We start from the raw sequence: 24,232 nt of genomic DNA on the forward strand, positions 1-24,232 counted from the left end.
CCGCCACGACGCCATCAGTACCGACCGAGATAATCGAGCTTGCTGAGCGGCACGCCGCTGTGCCGCAGCACGTCGTACGCCGTCGTGACATGGAAGAAGAAGTTCGGCAGCGCGAACTGCAGCAGGTAGCGCTGCGCGGTGAACTTCAGTTCGGCGCCGCGCACCTTCATCGTGACCTCGCGCTCTTCGGCACCGTCGATCAGGGCACGGTCGACGGTGTTGAGATAGTCGATCGTCTTGGCGACGCGGGCCTGGAGTTCCGCGTAGGTCGTCTCGGTGTCCGGAAAGCTGGGCGCCGTGACGCCGGCGATGCGCGCCGTACCGAGCTTGGATGCATCGCTCGCACTCTGCACCTGCCCCGCGAGGGTGAACATGTCCGGCGCGAGGCGCGCATCGACGAGCTGGGCGGAATCGATGCCGGCCGACTGCGCATGCGCAAGCCCCTTGTCCAGGACGTGGGAAAGCTGGCCGAGTCCGCGGATGAACACCGGAACCGAGATGTCGTAGAGCGAGAGCGCCATGTTGTTTGACTCCGTGTTGAATGGGCGGCCCGATTGTCGGGCCGCCATCGCTCACGTGCCGGCGGCGCGGATAAAGGCCTCGATCGGCTCGAGATGAGCGGGAACGTTGAGCGCCGGCGCATGCCCGCAGCCCGGGATCTCGATGATCTGCAGACGGCCCTTGGCGCCCGGACCGCGGCGGCGCATCTCGTCCAGCGTCTCGGGCAGCACGAGATCGGACTCGACACCGCGCAGGCACAGCAAGGGCGCTTCCACCGCGTCGTAGTGCGGCCACAGCACATAGTCGTCGGGGTGCGCACTGAACTGCCGCACCATTGCCGGGTCGTAGTGCGGCATCACGCGGCCGTCGGGCAGGCGCCGCGTCGATGTCTCGGTCAGCCGCCGCCACTGCGCATCGCTGAGCCATCCATAGGGCTTGTAGACAGTGCGGAAGAAGGCTTCGAGTTCGACGACCGTGTCGAAAGCGGGCGGCTGCCCCGCATAGGAGCGAATGCGTTCGACGGCAGCCTCGGCGATCTGCGGCGCGGTGTCATTGAGCACGAGGCTGGCGATGCGGCCTTTCATCGCCGGCTCGACCAGGCCACCGGCACAGACCAGCCCGATCGCGCCGCCCATGGACGTGCCGACCCAGTGCACGCGCGTGAGCTTCAGCTCGTCGCACAGCGCGGCCGCGATGCGCGTGTAGAAGGACAACTGGTATTCCTCGTCCGGCGCCGGGCTCCACTGGCTGAGGCCACGCCCGATCGTGTCCGGGCAGATCACCCGGAAGCCGCGCTCGGAGAAATACGCCGCAAGCTCATCCATATCGCGGCTGGTCCGCGCCAGGCCGTGCCAGGCGATGACCACCGGGCCCTCGCGCGGGCCCCAATCCATCCAGTGGATCTCGCGGCCGGCGAGCTGCGTGTAGTTCGAAATGGGAGTGATCACCGCGATGCCCTCGCACGAAGACGGCCGACGATGCCGGTCGGGAAGTAATAGACCGAGAGCACGAACAGCACGCCCAGCCACAGCAGCCATCGGTCCGGCGACAGCAACGCGGCGAGCCAGCTCACACCGCTCGCGGCCTCGCTGCCGAAGCGCAGAAGATCCTGCAGGTAGCTCTGCGCCACCACGAAGATCACCGCGCCGATGACCGCGCCGTAGATCGTCCCCATGCCGCCGATCACGACGATCAGCAGCACGTCGATCATGATCTCGAAGCTCAGCGAGGTATCGGGCCCGTTGTAGCGCAGCCAGATGGCGAGCATCGCGCCTGCGAGCGTCGCGAACAGCGCCGACAACACCGAGGCCGTCGTGCGATAGACGACCACGCGATAGCCGATCGCCTCGGCGCGGAACTCGTTCTCGCGGATCGCCTGCAACACGCGGCCAAAGGGCGAGTTCACGATGCGCAGCAGCGCCAGCACCAGCACCACCGCGACCACGAACAGCATGTAGTAGCAAAGCAGGCGGCCGTCGAGCGAGACGCCCAGGAAAGGCTCCTCGGCAAACTCGAAGCTGGGCGAGATCAGCTCGGGCAGCTTGAAAGTCAGGCCATCCTCGCCGCCGGTGAAGTCCGACAGTTGCGAAGCCAGCGTCTGGAACGCGGACGCCACCGCGAGCGTGATCATCGCGAAGAAGATCGCACGCACCCGCAGCGAGAACAGCCCGATCGCAAGCGAGAGCACCAGCGAGACCACGAGCGCAGCGCCGAGGCCGAGCAGCACCGCGCCCCACCCTGCGCCGAGCCGCGTGGCCGAGATCGCGATGCCGTAGGCGCCGATGCCGAAGAACATGGTCTGCGCAAAGCTCACTATACCGGTGTAGCCCAGCAGCAGGTCGAAGCTCGCGACCAGCACGATGAACACCAGCACCTTGGCCGCGACGCTCAGCGCCTTGACGCCCGGGAAGATGAAAGGCGCGAAGGCCAGGCCGAGCACCAGCGCGGCGAGCAGAACCGCGAGCAGTCGGCTGCGCGGCATGTCGTTGGAAAGAAGACGGGAGAGCATGGTCGTCCTTCAGCGGTTCGCGACCGGGTACACGCCCTGGGGGCGCCACAGCAGCACGGCCACCATCAGGAAGATGCTGGCGAACTGCGTCAGCGTGGGCACGAGGAAGCCGATGTAGTTGGTCATCAGGCCGACCAGCAAGGCGCCGATCAGCGCGCCGGCCGTCGACCCCAGTCCACCGATGATGATCACGATGAAGATCAGCACGTTGACCTGCGCACCCATCTGCGGAATGAGGTTCTGTTGGAACAGCCCCCACATCACGCCACCCAGCCCCGCGAGTGCGCTGCCGACCACGAACACGCCGACGAACAGCCGGCCGATGCGGTAGCCGAGCGACTCGACCATCTCGCGGTCCTGAACCCCGGCGCGGATCAGCAGGCCGATCTTGGTTCGGCCCAGCGTCCATGCAAGGAGGCCGAACACGAACACGCCGATCACGACTGCCAGGATGCGGTACTTGCTGATCGCCGCATCGCCGATGAGCAGCGAGCCACGCAGCGCGTCGGGCAGCGGCAGCGGGATCTGCCCGGGGCCCCAGATCACCTTGATGAGCTCCTCGCCGATGATCATCCCGCCCATGGTGATGAGGATCTGCTTCAGATGCTGGCCGTACACGGGCCGCACGATGAAGCGCTCGAAGGCGAGGCCGACCGCACCGGCCGCCGCCATGGCCACCAGCATCGCCGGGAACACGGCCACGAGGTTGCGCCACAGCTCCTGCGAGCCGGTCCAGTCGGACATGCCGCCGAGCACGCTGCTCGCGACGAAGGCGCCGAAGGCGATGAACACGCCATGGCCGAAGTTCAGCACGTCCATCAGCCCGAACACCAGCGTGAGACCGGAGGCGATGATGAAGATGATCATGCCCATCGCAAGGCCTGCGACCGTGAGCGTGAGCCAAGTGGAGACAGAACCCGTCAAGGGCAGTGCGATCAGCGCGAGCACCGGCACCAACGCAACGGGCTTCCAGTCGAAGTCGATTTTCATAGTGCCAAACCCAGCAGCGATTGCTGCAGCTGTTCATCGGCCGAGAACGCCGCCATGCTTCCGCCGTGCACCACCCGGCCGTTGTCCATCACGGCCACCGTGTCGCCCAGGCGTTGCGCGAAGTTGATGTTCTGCTCGACCAGCAGGATCGTGACGCCGCTGTGCTTGAGCTCGCTGAAGGCGTCGATCATGTTGTTGATGATGGCCGGCGCGAGGCCCTTGCTGGGCTCGTCGATGATGAGCAGCTCGCGCGGCTCGACGATCGCTCGCGACACGGCAAGCATCTGCTTCTGCCCGCCGGAGAGCTTGCCCGCAGGGTGGTTCCAGAACTTCTCGACCGCGGGGAAGAGCTTGAAGATCCACTTCAGCCGCTTGTCGTCCATCTGGTCGGCGTTCTTCGCGGCGCGTGCGGCGAGCAGCATGTTTTCCTTCACGGTGAGGTCCGAGAAGATCCCCATGCTCTCCGGCACGTAGGCAATGCCGAGTTCGGCGATCTGCGGTGTGTGGAGCGCGGTGATGTCGTGGTCACCGAAGCGCACGCGGCCTTGCGATGCGTGCCACAGGCCCATGATGGTTCGCAGCGTGGTGGTCTTGCCTGCGCCGTTGCGGCCGAGCAGCATCGTGAGCTGGCCGCGCGGCACGACGAGGTCGACGCCGTGCAGGATGTGGTACGCGCCGATGTGCGTGTGCACGCCGCTCAGTTCCAGCAGGTTCGTGGTCATGCGGCCTCCTTCGACACGCCCAGGTAGGCCTCTTGAACCACCGGCGAGGCGATGACTTCGGCCGGTTCGCCATCGGCCACGAGTTGACCGTTGTGCAGCACGATGATGCGATCCGCGAGTTCCCGCACCACGTCCATCTTGTGTTCGACCAGCAGGATGGTCTTGCTCTTGTCCTTCTTCAGCGCGCGGATGAGATCGAGGATCACCGGCGCCTCCGCCGCGTTCATGCCGGCCGTGGGTTCGTCGAACATGAACACCTTGGGTTCGAGCGCCATCAGCAACGCGACTTCGAGCTTGCGCTGGTCGCCGTGCGGCAGGCTCGCGACCGTGGCGTGCTCCTTGGCCTTGAGCGCCACGTCGGCCAGGATCTGATCGGCGCGCTCGGTCAGCGATCGGTGGTCGCTCCAGATGCTCCAGAGGTTGAGCCCGCGCCGATGCGGCCCTTCGCGCGTCGCCTGTACGGCCAGGCGTACGTTCTCCAGCACCGACAGATGGGGAAAGAGATTCGTCAGCTGAAAGGCCCGGCCCAGCCCCGCGCGGGTGCGGGCCGAGGCCGGCAATCCGGACAACGGCTGCCCGTCGAGCCACACCGTGCCCTCGGTGGCCTTGAGCTGGCCCGAGATCAGATTGAAATAGGTGGTCTTGCCCGCGCCGTTCGGGCCGACGATCGCGGTGAGCGTGCCGGGCGCGAAAGCGCAGCTGACGGCATTCACCGCCACATGGCCGCCGAAGCGGATGGTCAGGTCTCGGGTTTCAAGCATCTTCAAACAGGCAAGGCTGCCGATCGGCAGTGGGAGTTGGCTTCAGCATGTGCCGATCACGTAGTAGTTGGGGCTGGTCTGCTTCAGGGTCGTGGTGATGAAGGTGTTCCACAGACCCATGTTCTGGTTGGAGCCCTTGGCGTAGGTATAGCCACCGCTTTGCGTGGCGCGGCCTGCCGTGGTGTGGGTGTAGTTGCTGGCGGTGTAGCAAGTCGCCCCGCCACCGCCGCTGCCGGCCAGGGTGGTGCCCGAAGCGGAGCCGGACATCGCGCTTTCCACGTTGCCGGCATCCACCGCCGTCACGCTCCAGTTGTAGGTCGTTGATGCGGCGAGCCCGGTATCGGTGTAGCTGGTGCCGGCGACGGGCGATGCATTGACCTTGCCGCTGCCGCGATAGACGTTGTAGCCCGCGGCGCCCGAGACGCCATTCCAGCCGATCACCATGCTGCTGGCGGTGGCGCCTGAAGTGCCGACGCCGGTGGGTGCAGGCAGCGCCGTTCCGCCACCGCCGCCACCCGAAGTGCTGATCACCCGGTCCACCATGCCCTTGATAGCTGCCATCTGTGGGCCGGATTTCTTGGCGTAGTTCGCGTTGTCGTAACCCCACCAGTCAAAGCAGCTGTTGGTGGCGGCCGTGCTGGTCTGCGGGTAGATCAGGATGATGTTGTTGGTGTCGGCCCAGCGGTTGTAGCCGGTGTTGCGCACGTACTTGTCGCCGATGTCGTTGAAGTTCTGCTTGCAGCCATGCAGCACCACGTGCGTCCGGCACGACGTGCTGCTGCAGCTTTGCGGGACGTAGATCCACCCCGTCGCGGCCATGCCGTGACCACTGATGAAATCGGTCTGATTGAATTCGGTGAAGGTGCCCGACAGCGTGCCGTTGTTGCGGGCATTCAGAGGGCCATACAGGTACTGCAGAATGTCCCCGGCCAGATCGAAGCCGCAATTGTTGATATAGGGCGTTGCCGTCGTTCCGCAACTGCCGCCGTAGTCGTCGGTGATCATCGCGTGACCGGACCCGAGGTTGTTCTTGTAGTAAGTGTTCGCGGCGGGAACGAAGCTCTGGTAGTAGGTCTTCAGGTCGTTCATCACGGCCTGCTTGACCGTGTTGTCCGACGTGCCCGAATAGAGATACACCTTCGAGGTCGAAAGATTCGAGACCGGGTCGATCAATCCGCTCGATGCCCAACTGTTGGTCGTGCTTACGAGCGACGACACCGGGATGCTGGTGGTGTGCGTCATGCAGCGCCCCGTCGCGTTGACGATCGATCCTTCCGCACAGTAGTAGGGGCCGCCGGCCACCACGCCCGCTCCGCGCTTGAAGGTCGCCGAATAGGCAACGTGCAGTTGCACCGCCATGAACCCACCGGCCGACAGGCCCGACACACTCACTTCCGCCGCGTTGGCCCCCAGGGCCGGCAGGGGCACCGCGGCCGTCGGCGCGTGTCCCACCAATGCGGCGAATGCCGCGACCATGCTCGTCTTCATCATCCAGTAGCGCTTCATGCTTGTCTCCTGTTGGTTTTTTAGGATGCACTGAACCGCCCCCTCACGAAGGGGATCGATGGAAAGAACCGTTGCGCGCTACGTCAAGAGCCAGGAACCCCGCGGAACCGGCTCCGCCGGGCCGCCAGGGTTGCCCCCGGAGAGGGGGTGGAGAGCGACACGAAGTGCGCGAGCCTGGGCGTTATCTCTTGTTCCGGATGGGGATGTCCATCTCTTCCGGCTTGATCTCATGGACCAGCTCGGGCACGCCCCACGCGAAAGCCGGGTCCACCTTGATCTTGAAGTGGTACATGCTCTGCATCGCCTGATGGTCTTCCTTGCGGAAGGTCATCTTGCCCTTGGGCGTGTCGAAGCTCATGCCTTCCATGGCGGAGATGAGCTTGTTGGTGTTGGTGTCGCCGCCCGTCTTCTTGAGCGCGGTCACCACCGCCATCGCGGCCGAGAAGCCGCCCGCCGTGAAGAAATCCGGCGGCGTCTTGAATTCCTTGTAGTGCATCGAGACCATGGCCTCGTTCACCGGGTTCTTCGGGATGCCGAAGTAGTAGTAGGCCGCGCCCTCCATGCCCGGCAGCGACTTATAGGCCGCCATCGCCGGCAGGATGTTGCCGCCAGTCGCGATCTCGATGTTGTAGCGCTTCAGGTCGAGGTCGACGATCTTGAACGGATTGCCCGCGCCGGCCCACACGATCCAGATGATCTTGCGGCCCGGCTGGTCCTTGAGCTTGTCGATCAGGCGTTGTGCGCCCGCGGTGAAGTCGGTGGTCGCGGGCGGGAGGTATTCCTCGTGCGCGAGCTTGGCTTTCTTGAGCGCATCCTTGAACGCCTTCACGCCGTCGCGGCCGAAAGCGTTGTCCTGCGCGAGCGTGGCCACGGTGACACCGGCCTTGTCGACGGCCACCGCGTTGGAGATGGCGTCCTGCGAGCTGTTGCGGCCGGTACGGAAGATGTACTTGTTCCACTTGTCGCCGGTGATCGAGTCGGCCACTGCGGGCTCGACCAGCAGGATCTTCTTGTATTCCTCGGCCACCGGCAGCATCGCCAGCGCGACGCCCGAAGAGGTCGGGCCGACCGCGAGCGCGGCCTTGTCGTCGGCATAGGCCGCCGCCAGCAGCGACTTGCCGAGGTCGGGCTTGCCCTGGTCGTCCTTCTCGATCACGACGATCTTCTTGCCGTTGACGGTCATGGTGCCGCCGGTTGCGTAGTCCAGCCCCATCATGAAGCCGGTTTGCGTCTGCTTGCCGTAGGCTTCGAGCGGACCGGTCTTGCTATAGATGTGGGCGATCTTGATCTCGTTGGACTGGGCCCAGGCCGGAGCGGTCAGGGCCGATGCGCCGACGATGGCGAGCCCTGCCAAGGCGACGAGGTGGCGACGTTGCATTCTTTGTCTCCTGATGATGATGGCTGAATCTTGCACAGTTCATGCCAGGTGAAGCCACCCCCAGACTCGCGCACTTCGCGTCGCTCTCCACCCCCTTTACGGGGGCAACCCCCTGCGGCCCGGCGGAGCCGGTTCCGCGGGGTTCCTGGGCCGCGTCTCGAATCGGCTGACTTCAAGACACACCAATTGCCTGACTTTCAGACAATTGCATTTTCTTCAGTCAGGGTTTTCCAGCCGTTCGTAGAGCGTTGCGCGAGAGATGCCGAGCAGCCTCGAACTCGCCAGCTTGTTGCCGCCGGTCACTGCCATCGCGGCGGCGATCGCGCGGCGCTCCAACTCGGCGACCTGCTGGGCGAGCGGCCGCACCAAGGCCGCGTTTTCGTCGGCATCGGAAGTCGCCGTGGCGGGCACCTTGCTCGGCGTCGCGATCTTTTCCTGGCCGGCCTCGCGCAGGATGCGTTCGAGTTGCGTCGCGTCGATGCGCTGCGAATCGCTGCGCATCGTCACCTGCTCCAGGACGTTCCGCAATTCGCGGATGTTGCCCCGCCAATGCTGCGCTGCGAGCAGCGCCAGCGCGTCGGGCGTGAGTTCGGGCGGGGCCTCGCCGCTGCGCAGGGCCATGTCCTCGCCGAGCACTTCGACAAGCGCCGGAATATCGGCCCGCCGCTCGCGCAATGGCGGCACGCGCACGGGCAGCACGTTGAGGCGGTAGTACAGGTCTTCGCGAAAGCGCCCTTCCCGCACCAATGCCGCGAGATCGCGCGACGTGGCAGCGATCACGCGCGCATCGAAAGGCACCAGCTTGTTGGAGCCCAGCGGCTCGATCTCGCCTTCCTGCAATGCGCGCAGCAACTTGGCCTGCAGGCCGAGTGGCATGTCACCGATTTCGTCGAGGAACAGCGTGCCACCATCGGCCAGCTTGAACTTGCCTTCGCGCGCCTTGCGGTCGGCCCCCGTGAAGGCACCCGGGGCGACACCGAAGAATTCCGCTTCGAGCAGCGTGTCCGGGACCGCGGCGATGTTCACGCTGACAAAGAGGCCGGCGGCCCGCGCGGACGCCGCATGGATCGCATGCGCGAGCAGTTCCTTGCCCGTGCCCGTTTCGCCCAGCAACAGCACTGGGCTCGACGATTGCGCCGCGCGCCGCGCATGCCGCTTGACCTCCACCGCCGCTGGGCTGCTCCCGATGAAGCTGGCAAAGGTGTATTTGGAGCGCCGCCGGCCATCGGCCGACTGCTGGTACAGCGGGTTGTTTCGCTGGCTCGCGAGTTCGCGCCGCGCATCGTCGAGGTCGCGCTGCAGGAGCGCGAACTTGCTGATGAGCGGCTGCAAGGTGGTCTCGGGGTGGTCGAACAGTACGATGCCGATCGCTCCGATCACCTCGCCCGGCACGGCGCCCGAATCGCCCTCGCGCTCCTCGCGCAGCGGTATCCGGCTCACGACGAAGGTGCCGGCCTTATTGGTCAGCAGGTCGATCAGGATCGGCTCGCCGGTCTCGAGCACACGGCGCATCTGGGTGTTGGGGATCACGTCCTCGACCCGATGCCCGAGAAACTGGTCGATCGACGAGAAGCCGAGCGCCGGCAGGAAACGGCGATAGCCCTCGTTGACCCAGACGATGCGTCCGCTCCGGTCAACCAGGAACATGCCCTGGCTGATGCTGGAGAACAAATGGAACATCGAGCGCGCGGCGAGCGCGAGGATGCCTTCGGCATCGAGCGGCAATGCGGGTGGGGCGGCAGCGGCGGGAGACATGGCGGGATCGTAGCGCGCCTGCCTTGCGCATCACCTTGCGCATCAATCTGCAGATGAAAAGCATCAATGGTCGGCTCGGTTCCTGATTAGCATCGAAGGCTTTTGGAAACGCGGCGAGCGCCGACAAGCGGCTGCCATCCGCCTTGTTATGCTGCGCGCCTTGCACGGCTCACCGGCCGCACACGGCGGTATGGCGATCGACCTGCTCGCCTGAACCACGCCTCTTTTTGCGGACCCCGATCTCATGAGGAACACCCGGCTTCCCGCGCTTTGCCTTGTCGCCTCCCTGCTGCTTGCGGCCTGCGCGGTTCCGCGCCCGCCCGAGCAGGTGACGGCGCCTCTGCCCGCGCAATGGAACACCCCCCTGCCCGCCTCCACCGCCGCGCTGCCGCACGGCGGGTCGCTGCCGACCCTGGCCGAATGGTGGCGCCAGCTGAACGACCCGCTGCTGGTCGAACTGATCTTCGCTGCGGAGGCCGCGAGCCCGACGGTGGCCAGCGCCGGTGCCCGCATCACCGAAGCGCGCGCCTCGCGCGTCGCGGCAGGTGCAGCGCTGATACCCAATCTCAACGGTACGGCGTCGGCCAGCCGCGGCAACTCCCCGAGTTCCGGCTTTTCCACGGGCGCGACGGGCGGCACGACCGACGGAATCCCCACCAGCCTGCCGATTCTCACGACCGGGCAGGCGGGCCTGCAGTCCAGCTGGGAGATCGACCTGTTCGGCGGCCTGCGCGCCAACCGGGATGCCAGCCAGGCCCGTTTCGAGGGTGCGGGCGCGCAATGGCACGAAGCCCGCGTGTCCGTCGCCGCCGAGACCGCCAACGCGTACCTGGCGGAACGCGCCTGCCGTCGCCAACTGGTGGTGTCGACCTCCGATGCCCGATCGCGCGCCGAGACCGCGCGGCTGACCGACCTGTCGGCACGGGCGGGCTTCACCGCACCGGCCGACGCCGCGCTGGCGCGCGCGAGCGCCGCTGAAGCAGCGGGGCGCCTGACGCAGCAGCGCGCGCTGTGCGCCGTGCAAAGACAGGCGTTATCCGCGCTGACCGCGATCGAAGCGCCCGTCCTCGACGCCAAGCTGGACGCTGCATCCATCGACGTCACCTTGCCCGCGGTGCAGGCCGTTCACAGCGTTCCCGCCGAAGCCCTGGCGCAGCGGCCCGACATCTTTGCAGCTCAGTTGGCCGTGGCGGCGGCCAGCGCTGATGCGGGCGCAGCGTTGGCGCAGCGCTTTCCGCGGCTGACTTTGCAGGGCTCCATCGCCACGCTCCAGGTCCGCGCCGGAGGATTCCGTGAAACGCTCGATACCTGGACCATCGGCCCCCTCGCGCTCACTGTGCCGATCTTCGACGGAGGCACGCTCGCGGCCAATTCCGAGGCCGCGAAGGCGCGCTACGACGAATCCGTCGCCGTCTACAGGGCGCGGGTGCGGCAAGCCGTGCGCGAGGTCGAGGAAGCCCTGATCAACCTGCAAAGCACCGACGAGCGCGCCAGCGACGCCGAAACCGCGGTGACGAACTACCAGGTCTCGTTCGATGCCACCCAGCAGCGTTACGGCACCGGGCTCGCAAGCCTGTTCGATCTGGAGGACGCGAGGCGCACCCTGTTCGTCTCCGAGACCGCCCGCGTCTCCCTGCAGCGTGAACGCGCCGAAGCCTGGGTGTCGCTGTACCGCGCCATGGGCGGCGGCTGGTCGCGGCCCGAATCCGTCGCCACAACGACAACCCCTGTGACTCCGTCGCCATGAAAAGAATGAAGCGTTCCACCCTCATCGTCATCGGACTGGCCGTCGTGCTGGTCCTTGCAGCCGCCGCCTTCTGGCTCACGCGCGGCAAGCAGCCCGAGAGCGCTGCCAAGCCGAAGGAAGCCGCGACGGCTCGGCCGACATTGACCGTCACCGTCGCCAAGCCGGAGACCAACGAACTCAGCGTGACGCTCGCGGCCAACGGCAACGTCGCAGCCTGGCAGGAGGCCAGCATCGGCTCCGAATCCAGCGGACTGAAGCTTGCCGAAGTGCGCGTGAACGTCGGCGATGTGGTCGAGAAGGGACAGGTGCTCGCGACCTTCTCGGGCGAAACCATTCAGGCCGATGTGGCCCAGGCGCGCGCCTCGCTGGCCGAAGCACGCGCGACAGCCGCCGACGCCACGGGCACCGCGGCGCGCGCTCGCACGCTGCAGGCCACCGGCGCGATGAGCCAGCAGCAGATCAATCAGTACCAGACCGCCGAACAGACGGCCAAGGCAAGGGTCGAGGCGGCCGAGGCCGTGCTGGCGGCACAGCAGGTGCGCGGCCGCAACACGCAGGTGTTGGCGCCCGATGACGGCGTGATTTCCTCGCGCACCGCGACGGTGGGCAGCGTCGTCAACGCCGGCACCGAACTGTTCCGGCTGATCCGCCAGGGCCGGCTCGAGTGGCGTGCGGAAATCACCTCGTCCGAGCTTGGCCGCATCGCCGTCGGCACGCCGGCCGTGGTCATCAGCGCCAGCGGCGCACAGGTCAGCGGCAAGGTGCGCAGCGTGGCGCCGACGGTGGACCCGCAGACGCGCGCCGCCCTGGTCTACGTCGACATCCCGAACGTGCTCCAGAACACGGGCATCAAGGCCGGCATGTTCGCGCGCGGCAACTTTCAGCTGGGCCGCACCAGCGCGACCACCGTGCCGCAGGCGTCGATCGTTCCGCGGGACGGCTTTAACCACCTGCTGCTTCTGCAGCCGGACAACCGCGTCTCGCAGCTCAAGGTGGAAACCGGCCGGCGCGTGGGCGACCGGGTCGAGATCACGACGCCGCTGCCGGCGGATGCGCGCGTGGTCGTGCAAGGCGCCGGCTTCCTCAACGATGGCGACCTCGTCCGCGTGGTGGAAGCCGCCGCGAAGCCGGCCATCGAAGCCGCGAAGTAAGGAGCACCGCCATGAATGTGTCGGCCTGGTCCATCCGCAACCCGATTCCGGCGGTGATGCTGTTCGTGCTGCTCACCTTCGGGGGGCTGCTGTCCTTCAACGCGATGAAGGTGCAGAACTTTCCCGACATCGACCTGCCGACCGTCACCGTGTCGGCGGCGCTGCCGGGGGCGGCGCCCTCGCAGCTCGAAACCGACGTCGCACGCAAGCTGGAGAACTCGATCGCGACCATCCAGGGCCTGAAGCACATCACGACCAAGGTGCAGGACGGCGCCGCCACGCTGATCGTCGAATTCCGCCTCGAAAAGCCGGTGCAGGAAGCGGTCGACGATGTGCGCTCGGCCGTGCAGCGCGTGCGTGCCGACCTGCCGGCCGACGTGCGCGACCCGGTGGTCACCAAGCTCGACTTCGCGGCGCAGCCGGTGCTGGCTTTCACGATCTCGTCCACGCGCATGGATGGCGAGGCGCTCTCATGGTTCGTGGACAACGACATCTCGAAGAAGCTCCTCGCGATCAGTGGCGTCGGCGCAGTCAACCGCGTCGGCGGTGTCACCCGGCAAGTGCACGTCGATCTCGATCCCGAAAAACTGCAGGCGCTCGGCGCCACCGCGGCCGACATCTCGCGGCAATTGCGCCAGGTGCAGACGGAGAGCGCCGGTGGCCGCACCGACCTGGGCGGCAGCGAGCAGCCGGTGCGCACGCTCGCCACGGTGAAGTCGGCCGACGAGCTCGCCGACATGCAGATCTACCTCTCGGATGGCCGCCGCATCCGGCTCGACCAGGTGGCCCGCATCAGCGACACCATTGCCGAGCCGCGGGCCGCCGCCTTGCTCGACGGCAAGCCGGTGGTCGGTTTCGAAGTCGCCCGCAGCCGCGGCGCGAGCGAGGTCGAAGTCGGTGCCGCGGTGCAGAAGGCGCTGGCCGAGCTGCGCGCGCAACGGCCCGACATCCAGCTCACCGAGGCCTTCAACTTCGTCGACCCGGTGCAGGAGGAATACGAAGGCTCGCTGCACCTGCTCTACGAAGGCGCCATCCTCGCGGTGATCGTGGTGTGGCTTTTCCTGCGCGACTGGCGCGCGACTTTCATCTCGGCGGTGGCGCTGCCCATGTCGGTCATCCCTGCCTTCGTCGGCATGTACCTGTTGGGATTCTCGATCAACGTGGTCTCGCTGCTCGCGCTGTCGCTGGTGGTCGGGATCCTGGTCGACGACGCGATCGTGGAGGTGGAGAACATCGTGCGGCACCTGCGCATGGGCAAGACGCCCTATCAGGCCGCGATGGAAGCGGCCGACGAAATCGGGCTGGCGGTGATCGCCACCACCTTCACCTTGATCGCCGTGTTCCTGCCGACCGCCTTCATGAGCGGCGTGGCGGGCAAGTTTTTCAAGCAGTTCGGCTGGACGGCCTCGCTCGCGGTGTTCGCCTCGCTGGTCGTGGCGCGGATGCTCACGCCGATGATGGCAGCCTACATCCTGAAGCCCATCGTCGGCGCCGAAAAGGAGCCGCGCTGGCTCAGGATCTACATGCACATGGCCGAGTGGTGCCTGAAGCACCGCTTCACGACGATGGTGCTGGCCACCCTCTTCTTCTTCGGCTCGGTGGCGATGATTCCGCTCCTCAAGACCGGGTTCATCCCGCCGGACGACAACTCGCAGACGCAGGTGTATCTCTCATTGGCACCCGGCGCGACGCTGGCCCAGACCATGGCGGCGGCGGAAGAAACGCGTCGCCGCGTGATGGCGATCAAACATGTGCGCAGCGTCTACACCACCGTGGGCGGCGGCAGCGCGGGCGGCGACCCGTTCGCGAACTTCGGTACGCCGGAAACGCGCAAGGCCACGCTCACGATCCAGCTCGACCCGCGCGGCGACCGCCCGCGTAAGCAGGTGATCGAGAACGAAATCCGCGCCGCGCTCGAATCGCTGCCCGGCGTGCGCAGCACGGTGGGCCTGGGCGGCTCCGGCGAAAAGTACATCCTGGCGCTGAGCGGCGACGATCCCGCCGCGCTCACGACTGCCGCCCGCGCGGTGGAACGCGATCTGCGCACGATCCCGGGCCTCGGCAACATCACCTCCACAGCAAGCCTGATCCGCCCCGAAATCGCGGTGCGGCCCGATTTCGCGCGCGCGGCCGACCTCGGCGTGACCAGTTCGGCCATCGCCGACACGCTGCGCGTCGCGACGCTCGGTGACTACGACCAGAACCTGCCCAAGCTCAACCTCGCTCAACGCCAGGTGCCGATCGTCGTCAAGCTGCAGGATTCGGCGCGCCAGAACCTGGCCCTTCTCGAACGCCTCTCCGTGCCAGGCGCGCGCGGCCCGGTGATGCTGGGCCAGGTGGCCGCTCTCACTGTCGAGGGCGGCCCGGCCGTGATCGACCGCTACGACCGCTCGCGCAACGTCAACTTCGAGATCGAGCTCTCCGGCGTGGGCCTGGGCGACGCCAAGGACGCCGCGATGAAGCTGCCCTCGATCCGCAGCCTGCCGCCCGGCGTGCGCGTGGCTGAGGTGGGCGACGCCGAAGTCATGACCGAGCTGTTCGCGAGCTTCGGCCTGGCGATGCTCACCGGCGTGCTCTGCATCTACATCGTGCTGGTGCTGCTATTCAAGGACTTCCTGCATCCGATCACGATCCTGTGCGCGCTGCCGCTCGCACTTGGCGGCGCCTTCGTCGGCCTGCTGATCGGCCAGAAGGCGCTGTCGATGCCTTCGCTGATCGGGCTGATCATGCTGATGGGCATCGCGACAAAGAACTCGATCCTGCTGGTGGAATACGCCATCGTGGCGCGGCGCGAACACGGCATGAGCCGCTGGGATGCGTTGCGCGATGCCTGCCACAAGCGGGCACGGCCGATCATCATGACCACGCTCGCGATGGGCGCGGGCATGGCGCCCATCGCACTCGGCCTCAGCACGGCCGATTCCAGCTTCCGTTCGCCGATGGCGATGGCGGTCATCGGCGGGCTCATCACCTCGACGGTGCTGAGCCTGCTGGTGGTGCCGGCCGTGTTCACCTATGTCGACGACGTCGAGCAGTGGATCCGCCGCACGTCTCGGCGCATTCGCGGGAAGATGGGCCACCATGAATCCGGGCCGACCCCGTCCCCCCACGCCGAGGAACAGCCCGCGCCTACGCCATGAGGTGGTTACGTCGCAAATTGTTGCAAGTTAGACTAGTCGCATCGTCGTACGACGGAGGCACACCATGATCCGAATCCACGCGCGTGTCGCGATTTCCGGCGCCCTTCTGGCCACGGCACTGGCGGCAGGCGCCCAGACCGCGGCGGACCTCGCGAAGGCCCAGCAACGCCACGACCAGCAGATCGCGAAGTGCAACGATGGCTCCCTGGCCGCGCCGGCCCGCGAGGCTTGCGTGCGCAACGCAGGCGCTGCGCTGGACCGCGCTCGGGGCGGGCCTCCCCGCAATGTCACGAAGCGATCCACGGATCGCCGGTCCACCGTCGTCACGCCGCAAGGCGCACCGGCACCTTCGGGGACCGAAACGAACCGGTCGGGTGACCGCCGCTCCACGGTCGTCACGCCGCAAGGCACGCCGGCACCCGCGGGCAGCGAAACGATCAGATCGAACGATCGCCGCTCCACGGTGGTGCAACCGGCCAACCAGCCCCAGCGCTAGCACGCGCGCCGACCGGGCTCAGGCGAAGCCCCGCTCCTCCGCCACCAGCGAAGCCAGCCGCTGCACGTCGGCAACGACGAGTGCCTTGCCGTCCTTGGCGAGCACGCCGTCGCGCCGCAATGCGTTGAGCTCGCGCGTCACCTGCTCGCGATTGGTGCTGATCTGGCTCGCCAATTCTGCGTGGGTCGGGGCGGGATCGAGCCGTGCCTGGTTGTCAACGATGCCTGCCACACGTGCGAGACGAAGCAACTCGGCATGCACACGGTTCTGCACGCCCAGCGTGCTCAGGTCGATGACGCGATCCGACAACTGCCGCACCAGAGCGGCGAGGTTGCGCATCACGCGCTCCGCGACGGTCGGCTCGTCACGCAGCAACTCCAGGAAGCCCGAGCGATCGAGGCTGGCAACGACACTGGGCTTGAGCGTCACGACGTCGGCGGATCGCGGCTTGCCGTCGATGGCGGCAATATCGCCGAAATATTCGCCCTCCTGAAGGTCGCGGAAAGTGACCTGGCGGCCTGCCGCCGAGTACGTCGTCACGCGCAACTGACCTGACACCAGGAAGAAGACATCGCTCTTGTCTTCCGACCGCAGCAGCAGCGGCGTGCCGGCCGCGACGCTCTGCCATTGGCAGCGCTGGGCGAGCCCATCCAGCCGTTGCGGCGGCAAGCCCTCGAGCAACGCGATGTGCTGCAGGGCAAGACTGGAACGCTGGAGCGCCATCGTGTCGAACTCGCATCCAAGACAGCCCGGTTGAAAAAACCTGTGCGCAAACGCACAGCGCGATTGGCCGCGTGCCGCCACAGTTGCATCCCGTGGTGACTGCAATTCCGGCGGCCACACCTCAAAGCCTCAAGGAGATTTCATCATGAATGCAAAGCTAATTCTCGGTGTCTCCGCCCTTGCGCTGGCCGGGGCCGTATCCGCTCAGACCGTGCCTGCCGAGCAATGGGTCGGCGCCCCCATTCGGATGACCAGCCAACTCAGCCGCGCTCAAGTGTCGGCTGATCTCGCCGCGAATCGCTCGGAGATGAACACCGTCGCTGCGGAATACCGCGTCGGCCCGCCCGACTCGACCATCGGCGCGCTGAGCCGCGCTGAAGTCGCCGCCGACCTGAGCCTGTGGAACAAGTCCGGCATGTCGCAGGTAGCCGGCCGCGACAGCTTCGATCCGAACAGCGCGGCCTACGCACGCCAGATGTCCGCCTACATGAGCATGCGCAACGGCCCCGAATTCGTGGCGGAGATCCAGCGCATCAAGGGCTTCGGCGCCAAGTCGACGACCGCCAAGTATCAATCGGACGCCACCGGCAACTAAGACCCGCAGGCGTTTCAAGCGTCCATTCGCGAAACACCGCGGATCCGGCTCCGCCGGTCCGCTGGTGTTGCCCCCGGCAGGGGGTAGGCGAAGCGACACGAAGTGCGCGCAGCCTGGGGGCGAGCTATTTGCTCGACATTCTCTTGGCGACGCGCGGCAGGATCATCACGGCCAGGATGACGACGACCAGCACGATCGACATCGGACGCTGGAAGAACACCGCCGCACTGCCCTCTCCGATCGACATTGCATTGCGCAGCTGCGCCTCGGCAAGCGGTCCGAGGATCATCCCGACCACGACCGGCGCGGTCGGAAAGTCGAAGCGCCGCATGACCACGCCCAGCACGCCGATCGCGTAGAGCAGCACCAGGTCGAATGCGCTTTGCCGCATGCCATAGGCACCGACCGTCGCGAAGATCAGGATGCCCGCATAGAGCTGCGGCTTGGGGATCTTGAGCAGCTTGACCCACAGCCCGACCATCGGCAGGTTCAGCACCAGCAGCATCACGTTGCCGATGTAGAGCGACGCGATCAGCGCCCACACCAGCGCGGCGGACGTCGTGAAGAGCTGCGGCCCCGGCTGGATGCCGTAGTTCTGGAACGCACCGAGCAGGATCGCGGTCGTGTTCGACGTCGGAATGCCCAGCGTGAGCAGCGGAATCAGCGCCGCGGTCACGGTCGCGTTGTTGGCCGCCTCGGGGCCTGCCACGCCTTCGATCGCGCCCTTGGTGCCGAACTCGGCCCTGGCGTCCGCGTCCTTCGCCAGCTTCTTTTCGGTCGCGTAGCTCAGGAAGGTCGGGATCTCCGTTCCGCCGGCGGGGATGCAGCCGAAAGGCGTGCCGATGGCGGTGCCGCGCAGCCATGCCGGGATGGAGCGCTTCCAGTCGCGGGCGCTCATGTGAACGCGGCTCAGCTTGTTCTGCCCCTCGACGACCTTGCCTTCGTAGAGCACTGCATAGAGCACTTCAGCCACGGCGAACAGGCCGACCGCGACCAGCACGATCTCGATGCCGTCGAGCAGCTCGGGAATGCCGCCGGTGTAGCGGCCCTGGCCGGAGATCTGGTCGAGCCCGATGCATCCTGCCGCAAGTCCGATGAACAGCGCCGTCATGCCGCGCAAAGTGCTCTTGCCGAGCACGGCGCTCACGGTCGTGAAGGCCAACAGCATCAGCAGGAAATACTCAGGCGGCCCGAGCTTGACCGCGAACTCGGCCACGAAGGGCGCGAACAGCGTGACGATCACGGTGGCGATGGTGCCGGCCACGAAGGAGCCGATCGCGGCCGTGGCGAGCGCCGCGCCTGCCCGGCCGCTCTTGGCCATCTTGTTGCCCTCCATCGCCGTCACCATGCTGGCCGTTTCCCCGGGCGTGTTCAGCAGGATGGAGGTGGTCGAGCCGCCGTACATGGCGCCGTAGTAGATGCCCGAGAAGAAGATCATCGAGGCCGTGACGTCGACTTTGCCGGTGATCGGCAACAGCATGGCGACCGCGACAGCCGGGCCGATGCCCGGCAGCACGCCGACCGCTGTGCCCAGGGCACAGCCCACCAGGCACCACAGAAGATTGACCGGCGTGATCGCGAGCGCGAAGCCGTGCATCAGTGCATTGAAGATGTCCATGTCAGAGCCACCCCGTGCCGGTCAGGCCTGGCAGGTTGATGGCCAGGAATTGCGTGAACATCCAGAAAACCGGCGCCGAGATGAGAAGGCCGGTCACGATGTCGATCAGCCAGGTGCGCGGAGAATTGACGCCCGCCTGTCCGCTGGCCCGGCGCAAGCCCTGTACCGCGAGCAGGTAGCACAGGGTGCAGCTGAAGATGAATCCGATGGTGGTGATGAGCGCGGCGTTAAGCAGCAGCCCGGCCGACACCCACACGAAGCCGGCCCAGTAGGAATGGACCGCGCCGGAAGGCTCGTCCATCTCGCGAAAACCGCCCGTACGCGATTCCCAGATGATCCAGGCGCCGCACACCGTCAGCGCGATGGCGACCAGCCAGGGAAGGAAATTGGGTCCGACGCCGCCGTAGCCGGCCTCGGACGAGATGCCGAGCGCGCCGAACGCGAGCGCCAGCCCGGTCAGCAGCACGCCGGCACCGACGAGCGTTTGCGGCCATACCGCCGGAGTCAGCGAGACCGAAGAGGGTGGAGTTGTCATTCTTTTGTCCCTGAGTCGAGATCGAAGGACCCCCTTCCGACAGCACCGCCGGGCCAGCGTTGGCGGGCCCGGCGGCACGGCCGCTGTCAGGGGGAGAGCGAGGCGACCAGGGTCAGACCATGCCGGACTTGACCATCGTCGCGCGCAGGCTCGCGAACTCGTCGTCGACGAACTTCGCGAAAGCGTCGCCCGAGAGCACCGCCGGGGTCCAGTCGTTCTTCTTCATGGCGTCGGCCCAGCTCGGGGTCTTGAGGGCCGCCAGCACCATGTCCGTCAGCGCCTTGCGCTGCTCGGCCGTGATCCCCGGCGCGCCATACACACCGCGCCAGTTGCCGATCTCGACGTCGATGCCCTGCTCCTTGAGCGTCGGCACGTTGATACCCGGCAGGCGCTGTGCGGAGGTCACCGCGATGGCCTTCATCTTGCCGGCATTGATGTATTCGGCAAACTCGCTGAAGCCGCTGCCGCCCACCGTGACGTTGCCGCCCAGGATGGCTGCCGTGGCCTCACCGCCCCCACGGAACGCAACGTAGTTGATCTTGGAAGGATCGACGCCGACCTTCTGCGCGATCATGGCCGCGGCGATGTGCTCGGTGGATCCGCGCGAGCCGCCGCCCCACTTGACGCTGCCCGGGTCCTTCTTGAGTTGCTCGACCACGTCCTTCATGGACTTGAGCGGCGAGCTGGCTGGCAACACGAACACGTTGTATTCGCTGGTGATGCGGGCGATCGGCGTGGCCTGCGAGAGACTGACCGGCGGCTTGCCGGTGATGATGCCGCCCAGCATCACGGCGCCCATGATCATCATGGCGTTCGGGTCGCCCTTGGAGCCGTTGACGAACTGGGCCAGACCCAGCGCGCCGGCCGCGCCACCCTTGTTGTCATAAGTCACCGTGTCGGCCAGCTTGCCATCGGTGAGCGCCTTGCCCAGCGCGCGGCCCGTCGTGTCCCAACCACCGCCCGGATTGGCGGGAATCATCATCTTGACGTTGGCCGCAGCCCAGGCCGAAAGCGGCAGGGCCCCCGTGGCGGCCATGGCGGCCAGTGACTTCAAAAACGTATCGCGACGCATGCATGTCTCCTTCGAATGGAAGCTGAGTAGAAGCTGAACGCCGCTATGATGCGCCGCCCCGCTGTCAGTTGGCTGTCCAGCGTACTGGGGTAAACACCGAAAATCGCGGGATGAAGTTGCTGCTTATCGAAGACGATCCGTCGATGCAAACCACCCTGCAGCGCACGCTCGGCCGCCGCCAGATCGACGTACGCGTCTGCGGCGACGGCGCCCTGGCGCTCGACCAATGGCGCGAGCTGGAACCCGATGTGGTGGCCCTGGATCTCAGCCTCCCCCATCTCGACGGCCTGCAGGTGCTGGCCCAGGCGCGCGCCGCCGGGCTGCGCACGCCGGTGCTGCTTCTGACTGCACGCGGCACAGTGGGTGACCGCATCGTGGGGCTCAATGCAGGTGCGGATGACTACCTGCCCAAGCCCTTCGATCTCGATGAACTCGAGGCCCGCATTCGGGCGCTGAACCGGCGCCACCAGAACGCGGGTCCCGACTCGCCGGCGCGGCCGCAGCAGGTCGGCGGCCTTCGCTACGAACCCGACAGCGGAGCCATTTATCACCGCGCCGACGTGCTCGAACTCACACCGCGGGAGTTGGCGCTGCTGAAGGCGCTGATGGTCAAGCCCGGTCACGCCGTATCGAAGGAACGCCTGTTCGAGCTCGTGTTTCCGAGCGAGATGGACGTCCAGTACGAAGCGGTCGAAGTGGTCGTCTACCGGCTCCGAAAGAAGCTGGCGGGCACCGGCGCCACGCTGATGACCCTGCGCGGCCTGGGCTACCTCCTGCGCGAAGAAACATGAGGCGCATCTCGTCGCTGCGCGCGAGGTTGCTGCTCGGCATCCTCGCGCCGGTCGCGGTGTTCATCGTCATCAACAGCGTGAGCCTCTATCGGCAGAGTCTCGCGGCCGCGACCACCGCCTACGATCGGACGCTGCTCGCTTCGGCGAAGACCATCGGCGAGCAGCTCGACGTGGAGGGCTACGACGAAGCGGCTTCGCTGCGCGCCATGGTGCCCTACTCCGCGCTCGAGGCCTTCGAGGCCGACAACCAGAGCCGCATGTACTACCGCGTGTCTGCGCAGGACGGCGCGATGATCTCCGGCTTTGCCGAACTGCCCTTCTGGCGAGGAAAGCTTCCGGATCGGCCGCCCTACGCCGCTCTGGTGGATTTCTACGATGCCGAATTTCGCAACAGGCCGGTTCGCGTGGCCGTTCTGCTGCAGCCGGTCGCCAGCGCGCGCGGGCGCGGCATGGCCGTCGTGCAGGTCGCGGAGACGCTTGAGTTGCGCGAGACCCTCGCACGCAAGCTGCTCATCGACACGCTGTGGCGGCAGCTCGTGCTGCTTGCCGTGATCGCCGGCGTGACGGTGCTCGTGGTGCAGCGCGCGACCCGACCGGTGCGCGAGCTCGGCGAAGCGATCGCAGCGCGCGCCGCCGACGATCTCTCACCCATCGAGTCACCCGAAGCCCCTCGCGAACTCCTGCCCTTGATCGATGCCACGACCCAGGTGATGGGCCGCCTGCGCCGGCTGCTCGACCACCAGAAGCGCTTCGTGCGAGACAGCGCGCATCAGCTGCGCACGCCGCTCGCCGTGCTCAAGGCGCAAGTGCAATCCGCGCGCCGCGGCGACGTGCCGGCCGCACAGGCCTTCGGTGAGATCAACGAGACGGTCGACCGCGCGACCGCTCTGGCGAACCAGATGCTGTCGCTCGCCAAGGTGGAGCAATTGCGCCAGCAGCCCGAATCCGTGGCGCTGGACCTCGGCGAGACGGTGCGCGGCATCGCGCTCGACCTCTCGCCGCTCGTCGCGGACAAGGCGCTGGACTTCGAGCTTTCCACCGCCCCGACGCCGGTGCAGGTACGCGCGCACCGCTGGATGCTTCAGGAACTCACTCGCAATCTCCTGCACAACGCCATCAAACACAGTCCTCGCGGCGCGACACTGGTGGTACGAGTGCAAACCGACGGTGACGCAGCGATGCTCACGGTCAGCGACGAGGGCCGCGGCATCTGCGACGAACTGCGGCAACGGCTGTTCGCCCCCTTCGCGGCCGGCGACGTCGCAAGCGGCTCCGGATTGGGCCTCGCCATCTGCCACGAGATCGTGCTTGCCCTGGGCGGAAGCATCGCTCTCGACAACAGGGAATCCGGCGGACAGGTTGTCGGGCTGGATGCCGTAGTCAGCCTGCCGCTCGCGCGCGACAATCGATGAACATGGATCGTCTTCGCATCGACAAATGGCTCTGGGCCGCGCGCTTCTTCAAGACGCGCTCGCTCGCCGCCGACGAAATCGGCAAGCACCGCGTGCAAGTCAATGGCGACACCGCCAAGGCCTCGCGCGAAGTCAAGGTGGGAGACTCGGTCACGATGCGGCTTGGCGCCATCACGCGCACCGTGCTCGTGCGTGGCATCAGCGGCCAGCGCGGCCCGGCGCCCGTGGCGCAGCAGCTCTACGAGGAAACTCCGGAGAGCCTGGCCGCGCAGGCCGCGGCGCGCGAACAGCGGCGGGTCGGCAGCGAGCCGGCCCTCAGCATCGAACAGGGGCGCCCCACGAAGCGCGACCGGCGCGACCTCGATGACGCCCGCCGAGGCGGCTGGGACAACCGCTGGAGCGCCTCGCTGGATCGCGACGACGAGTAGGCGCGGCGAAGGCGCGCCGCAATCGCGTACGCTGCGGATTTGCGCAGGAGCCCCCTCCCCATGGCCAGCTTCAAGAAATTCCTTGTCGGCAGCAAATTCCAGCTATCGAAAGTCGATCCCGCGGCTTCGCCCTTTCTGCGGGGCGACGAAACCGAACAGCGCGAAGAACTCGATGAGTTGGCGACCGAACTCGACGAGTTGCAGAACCTCCTGCATGCCGAGGGGCGGCGCAAGCTGCTGCTGGTGCTGCAGGGCCTGGACACCAGCGGCAAGGACGGCACGATCCGATGGGTGTTCTCACGCACATCGCCTCTTGGTGTCCGCGTGACGGCTTTCAAGGCACCGAGCGACGAGGAGCGTGCGCACGACTTCCTGTGGCGCTGCCACGCTGTGGTGCCACGTTCCGGCGACATCATGGTGTGGAACCGGAGCCACTACGAAGACGTGCTGGTGCCCGTCGTCGAGGGCTGGGTCGACAAGGCCGAGACGCGGCGCCGCTATGCGCAGATCAACGACTTCGAGCGGCTACTGACCGAGACAGGCACCGTCGTCGTCAAGTGCATGCTGCACATCAGCAAGGATGAGCAGCGCTCGCGCCTGCAGGCTCGTGTCGACGATCCCGGCAAGCACTGGAAGTTTTCCATGGACGACCTCGCCGTGCGCAAGAAGTGGGACGCCTATCAGCAAGCCTACGAAAACGCGCTCACGGCCACGTCGACCCCCTATGCGCCTTGGTACGTCGTGCCAGCGGACAGCAAGCGCCACCGCAACCTGATGATTGCCCAGCTGCTCGTAAAGACGCTGAAGGACATGAAGTTCAAGACACCGTCCTCGGATCCGGCCCTCAAGGGGCTGGTCGTGACATAGGCAACGCCCCATCGGCATCTGTCTCCCGCGGCATTC

Annotated in this window: 22 protein-coding genes; 9 read left to right on the forward strand and 13 right to left on the reverse strand. The window is 66.6% G+C overall.

What is annotated here, in order from left to right; translation table 11 throughout:
• Positions 1-14: 14 nt before the first annotated feature.
• From QTI04_RS06195 to QTI04_RS06235, 9 genes are all read right to left on the reverse strand, one after another.
• Complete coding sequence (locus tag QTI04_RS06195) at positions 15-521, reverse strand: DUF1993 family protein (protein WP_286614544.1); 507 nt, start codon at positions 519-521, stop codon at positions 15-17.
• Between the two features lie 51 nt (positions 522-572).
• Positions 573-1,394: an alpha/beta fold hydrolase gene (locus QTI04_RS06200; protein ID WP_286614858.1), complete on the reverse strand. Its 822-nt coding sequence runs from the start codon at positions 1,392-1,394 to the stop codon at positions 573-575.
• A 50-nt stretch (positions 1,395-1,444) separates the two neighbouring features.
• Positions 1,445-2,509: a branched-chain amino acid ABC transporter permease gene (locus QTI04_RS06205; RefSeq protein ID WP_286599163.1), complete on the reverse strand. Its 1,065-nt coding sequence runs from the start codon at positions 2,507-2,509 to the stop codon at positions 1,445-1,447.
• A gap of 9 nt (positions 2,510-2,518) precedes the next feature.
• Complete coding sequence (locus tag QTI04_RS06210) at positions 2,519-3,499, reverse strand: branched-chain amino acid ABC transporter permease (protein ID WP_286614545.1); 981 nt, start codon at positions 3,497-3,499, stop codon at positions 2,519-2,521.
• A complete protein-coding gene (locus tag QTI04_RS06215; RefSeq protein WP_286599167.1) occupies positions 3,496-4,221 on the reverse strand; it encodes an ABC transporter ATP-binding protein in 726 nt (241 codons plus the stop codon). The genes QTI04_RS06210 and QTI04_RS06215 overlap by 4 nt, the downstream gene beginning before the upstream one ends.
• On the reverse strand, positions 4,218-4,982 hold the full coding sequence (locus QTI04_RS06220; protein WP_286599170.1) for an ABC transporter ATP-binding protein: 765 nt from the start codon (positions 4,980-4,982) through the stop codon (positions 4,218-4,220). The genes QTI04_RS06215 and QTI04_RS06220 overlap by 4 nt, the downstream gene beginning before the upstream one ends.
• Before the next feature lie 42 nt (positions 4,983-5,024).
• The gene (locus QTI04_RS06225; RefSeq protein ID WP_286614859.1) at positions 5,025-6,473 is read right to left on the reverse strand and encodes a PHB depolymerase family esterase; all 1,449 of its coding nucleotides are present in this window, start codon (positions 6,471-6,473) and stop codon (positions 5,025-5,027) included.
• A 196-nt stretch (positions 6,474-6,669) separates the two neighbouring features.
• A complete protein-coding gene (locus QTI04_RS06230) occupies positions 6,670-7,866 on the reverse strand; it encodes a substrate-binding domain-containing protein (RefSeq protein ID WP_286614546.1) in 1,197 nt (398 codons plus the stop codon).
• A 216-nt stretch (positions 7,867-8,082) separates the two neighbouring features.
• Positions 8,083-9,621, reverse strand: coding sequence for a sigma-54-dependent Fis family transcriptional regulator (locus QTI04_RS06235; RefSeq protein ID WP_286614547.1), 1,539 nt, complete (start codon positions 9,619-9,621; stop codon positions 8,083-8,085).
• Between the two features lie 244 nt (positions 9,622-9,865).
• Between QTI04_RS06235 and QTI04_RS06240 the strand changes: the two genes are divergently transcribed.
• From QTI04_RS06240 to QTI04_RS06255, 4 genes are all read left to right on the forward strand, one after another.
• A complete protein-coding gene (locus tag QTI04_RS06240; protein WP_286599174.1) occupies positions 9,866-11,368 on the forward strand; it encodes an efflux transporter outer membrane subunit in 1,503 nt (500 codons plus the stop codon).
• Complete coding sequence (locus tag QTI04_RS06245) at positions 11,365-12,519, forward strand: efflux RND transporter periplasmic adaptor subunit (protein ID WP_286614548.1); 1,155 nt, start codon at positions 11,365-11,367, stop codon at positions 12,517-12,519. The genes QTI04_RS06240 and QTI04_RS06245 overlap by 4 nt, the downstream gene beginning before the upstream one ends.
• Positions 12,520-12,530: 11 nt before the next feature.
• Complete coding sequence (locus tag QTI04_RS06250) at positions 12,531-15,659, forward strand: efflux RND transporter permease subunit (RefSeq protein ID WP_286614549.1); 3,129 nt, start codon at positions 12,531-12,533, stop codon at positions 15,657-15,659.
• A gap of 64 nt (positions 15,660-15,723) precedes the next feature.
• A complete protein-coding gene (locus tag QTI04_RS06255) occupies positions 15,724-16,155 on the forward strand; it encodes a hypothetical protein (protein ID WP_286599177.1) in 432 nt (143 codons plus the stop codon).
• An 18-nt stretch (positions 16,156-16,173) separates the two neighbouring features.
• Here QTI04_RS06255 and QTI04_RS06260 read toward each other — a convergent pair whose 3' ends face one another.
• On the reverse strand, positions 16,174-16,878 hold the full coding sequence (locus tag QTI04_RS06260) for a Crp/Fnr family transcriptional regulator (protein ID WP_286614550.1): 705 nt from the start codon (positions 16,876-16,878) through the stop codon (positions 16,174-16,176).
• 145 nt (positions 16,879-17,023) lie between these two features.
• On the opposite strand from QTI04_RS06260, the gene QTI04_RS06265 reads away from it, so the two are divergent.
• A complete protein-coding gene (locus QTI04_RS06265; protein WP_286599180.1) occupies positions 17,024-17,473 on the forward strand; it encodes a hypothetical protein in 450 nt (149 codons plus the stop codon).
• Between the two features lie 124 nt (positions 17,474-17,597).
• Here the strand turns inward: QTI04_RS06265 and QTI04_RS06270 are convergent, their stop codons facing one another.
• The 3 genes from QTI04_RS06270 to QTI04_RS06280 all read right to left on the reverse strand — a co-directional run bounded on the left by QTI04_RS06270 (position 17,598) and on the right by QTI04_RS06280 (position 20,698).
• A complete protein-coding gene (locus QTI04_RS06270; protein ID WP_286614551.1) occupies positions 17,598-19,091 on the reverse strand; it encodes a tripartite tricarboxylate transporter permease in 1,494 nt (497 codons plus the stop codon).
• Position 19,092: 1 nt separating this feature from the next.
• Complete coding sequence (locus QTI04_RS06275; RefSeq protein WP_286599183.1) at positions 19,093-19,626, reverse strand: tripartite tricarboxylate transporter TctB family protein; 534 nt, start codon at positions 19,624-19,626, stop codon at positions 19,093-19,095.
• Positions 19,627-19,738: 112 nt separating this feature from the next.
• A complete protein-coding gene (locus QTI04_RS06280) occupies positions 19,739-20,698 on the reverse strand; it encodes a tripartite tricarboxylate transporter substrate binding protein (RefSeq protein ID WP_286599184.1) in 960 nt (319 codons plus the stop codon).
• 110 nt (positions 20,699-20,808) lie between these two features.
• Between QTI04_RS06280 and QTI04_RS06285 the strand changes: the two genes are divergently transcribed.
• The 4 genes from QTI04_RS06285 to QTI04_RS06300 are packed head-to-tail and all read left to right on the forward strand — an operon-like array spanning position 20,809 to position 24,196.
• Positions 20,809-21,489, forward strand: a complete 681-nt coding sequence (locus QTI04_RS06285) for a response regulator transcription factor (RefSeq protein ID WP_286599185.1) — start codon at positions 20,809-20,811, stop codon at positions 21,487-21,489.
• On the forward strand, positions 21,486-22,901 hold the full coding sequence (locus QTI04_RS06290) for a sensor histidine kinase (RefSeq protein WP_286614552.1): 1,416 nt from the start codon (positions 21,486-21,488) through the stop codon (positions 22,899-22,901). Before QTI04_RS06285 ends, QTI04_RS06290 begins: the two co-directional genes overlap by 4 nt.
• A 2-nt stretch (positions 22,902-22,903) precedes the next feature.
• Entirely contained in the window at positions 22,904-23,329 is a 426-nt protein-coding gene (locus QTI04_RS06295) for an RNA-binding S4 domain-containing protein (RefSeq protein WP_286599187.1), read from the forward strand.
• Between the two features lie 60 nt (positions 23,330-23,389).
• Positions 23,390-24,196 carry a polyphosphate kinase 2 family protein gene (locus tag QTI04_RS06300; protein ID WP_286614553.1) on the forward strand — a complete coding sequence of 269 codons (807 nt, stop codon included), beginning with the start codon at positions 23,390-23,392 and terminating at the stop codon, positions 24,194-24,196.
• Positions 24,197-24,232: the final 36 nt, after the last annotated feature.

This window comes from Variovorax sp. J22R115 (assembly GCF_030317005.1).
Classification (GTDB): domain Bacteria; phylum Pseudomonadota; class Gammaproteobacteria; order Burkholderiales; family Burkholderiaceae_C; genus Variovorax.